This is a genomic window from Desulfogranum mediterraneum DSM 13871 (assembly GCF_000429965.1).
GTDB classification, from domain to species: domain Bacteria; phylum Desulfobacterota; class Desulfobulbia; order Desulfobulbales; family Desulfobulbaceae; genus Desulfogranum; species Desulfogranum mediterraneum.
The window spans coordinates 1-2,550 of sequence record NZ_AUCW01000064.1 but is presented as its reverse complement, the minus strand read 5'-3'; the positions used below and the strand labels follow the sequence as shown (position 1 = coordinate 2,550).

At 49.2% G+C, this 2,550-nt stretch carries 1 rRNA gene; it reads left to right on the top strand.

The features are described 5' to 3' along the window. Positions 1 to 195 precede the first annotated feature (195 nt). A 23S ribosomal RNA gene (locus G494_RS0114630) occupies positions 196 to 2,550 on the top strand; the annotation flags it as partial.

Sequence of the window (2,550 nt, the reverse complement as noted above, 5' to 3'; positions counted from 1 at the left end):
TGATCATGGTCTAACTTTAAACTTTTAGAGTATGAAAAGTTTTTTGATCTTTGACAATTAAATAGCAGGGTATCTAAATCGTAGAGCCTTTTTTGTTGCACAAGCGGACCGAATGGTCTCCGTGTGACGCGAAGAAAAAGGCAGTACTACAAGAATAGCGTTTAGAGTTTATAACTTAGTTTAAAAAAGACTTATGGTTAAGCTACTAAGGGCTGACGGCGGATGCCTTGGCACTAGGAGGCGATGAAGGACGTGGAAAGCTGCGATAAGCTTCGGTGAGCTGCTAACAGGCTTTGACCCGGAGATTTCCGAATGGGGCAACCCGGCAGAGTTCATACTCTGTCACTTATTACTGAATACATAGGTAATAAGAGCGAACGAGGGGAAGTGAAACATCTCAGTACCTTCAGGAAAAGAAATCAATTGAGATTCCGTCAGTAGCGGCGAGCGAACGCGGAATAGCCCAAACCCATGAGCATGCTCATGGGGGTTGTGGGGCCCCGATGTGGGATTGATGATGGATAGCGGAATGGCATGGAAAGGCCAATCATAGACGGTGATAATCCGGTACGCGAAATCCTGACTCACCCTAGGGTGTCCCCGAGTACCACGAGACACGTGAAACCTTGTGGGAATCCGGGAGGACCATCTTCCAAGGCTAAATACTACCTAGTGACCGATAGTGTACCAGTACCGTGAGGGAAAGGTGAAAAGAACCCCGGGAGGGGAGTGAAATAGAAACTGAAACCGTCAGCTTACAAGCAGTTGTAGCCCATGTTTACATGGGTGGCAGCGTGCCTTTTGCATAATGAGTCAACGAGTTACCCTATGTAGCGAGGTTAAGCCGTTAGGTGTAGCCGCAGCGAAAGCGAGTCTTAAGAGGGCGTCGAGTTACATGGGGTAGACCCGAAGCCGGGTGATCTATCCATGTCCAGGGTGAAGGTCGAGTAACATCGACTGGAGGCCCGAACCATTGTAGGTTGAAAACTGCTTGGATGAGGTGTGGATAGGAGTGAAAGGCTAATCAAACTCGGTGATAGCTGGTTTTCTCCGAAATATATTTAGGTATAGCCTTGCGAAATGACTGACGGAGGTAGAGCACTGCTTGGGCTAGGGGTCCCAACGGATTACCAACCCCATGCAAACTCCGAATGCCGTCAAGTTCAATCGCGGGAGTCAGTCTGCGGGAGATAAGTTCCGTGGTCGAGAGGGAAACAACCCAGACCGTCAGCTAAGGTCCCTAAACTGTACTAAGTGGAAAAGGAGGTGAAATTGCTCAGACAACCAGGAGGTTGGCTTAGAAGCAGCAATCCTTTAAAGAAAGCGTAATAGCTCACTGGTCTAGTGAATTTGCGCCGAAAATGTAACGGGGCTCAAGTACAGTACCGAAGCTACGGATTCAAAATTTATTTTGGATGGTAGGAGAACATTGTGTAGGCCTGAGAAGGTGCATCGTGAGGTGTGCTGGAGGTATCACAAGAGCTTATGTTGACACGAGTAGCGATAAAAAGGGTGAGAAACCCTTTCGCCGAAAGTCTAAGGTTTCCTGAAGTCAAGTTAATCTGCTCAGGGTTAGTCGGTCCCTAAGGCGAGGCTGAAAAGCGTAGTCGATGGGAAACAGGTTAATATTCCTGTACCACTGATCTGGAACTTGTATAAGGGGGGACGGAGAAGGATATGCCATCCGGGCGTTGGTAGTCCCGGTTTAAGCGTGTAGGTGGAGTGTCCAGGCAAATCCGGACATTCATAACACTGAGGCGTGATGACGAAGCCCAAACGGGCTGCAAAGTGGTTGATTCCATGCTTCCAGGAAAATCCTCGTATACATTCAGTTTGGTGACCGTACCGTAAACCGACACAGGTAGACAGGTAGAATATACCAAGGCGCTTGAGAGAACTCTGGTTAAGGAACTCGGCAAAATAGCACCGTAACTTCGGGAGAAGGTGTGCCCTCATGGTGATCTTTTATACTTAAGTGAGCCTACGGGGGTTGCAGTGAAATGGGGGGAGCGACTGTTTACTAAAAACACAGGACTATGCGAAGTCGTAAGACGATGTATATGGTCTGACGCCTGCCCGGTGCCGGAAGGTTAAGGGGACGTGTTAGCTTTTGCGAAGCATTGAACCGAAGCCCCGGTAAACGGCGGCCGTAACTATAACGGTCCTAAGGTAGCGAAATTCCTTGTCGGGTAAGTTCCGACCTGCACGAATGGCGTAACGATTTCCCCACTGTCTCAACCAGAGACTCAGCGAAACTGTAGTACCGGTGAAGATGCCGGTTACCCGCAACAAGACAGAAAGACCCCGTGAACCTTTACTATAGCTTGGCATTGTGTTTAGGGATAGTATGTGTAGGATAGGTGGGAGACTTTGAAGCATGCACGCCAGTGTGTGTGGAGTCACCCTTGAAATACCACCCTTGCTATCTTTGAACTCTAACCGCGGTCCCTTATCGGGATCCGGGACAGTGTCTGGTGGGTAGTTTGACTGGGGCGGTCGCCTCCCAAAGAGTAACGGAGGCGCGCGATGGTTCCCTCAGGCTGATTGGAA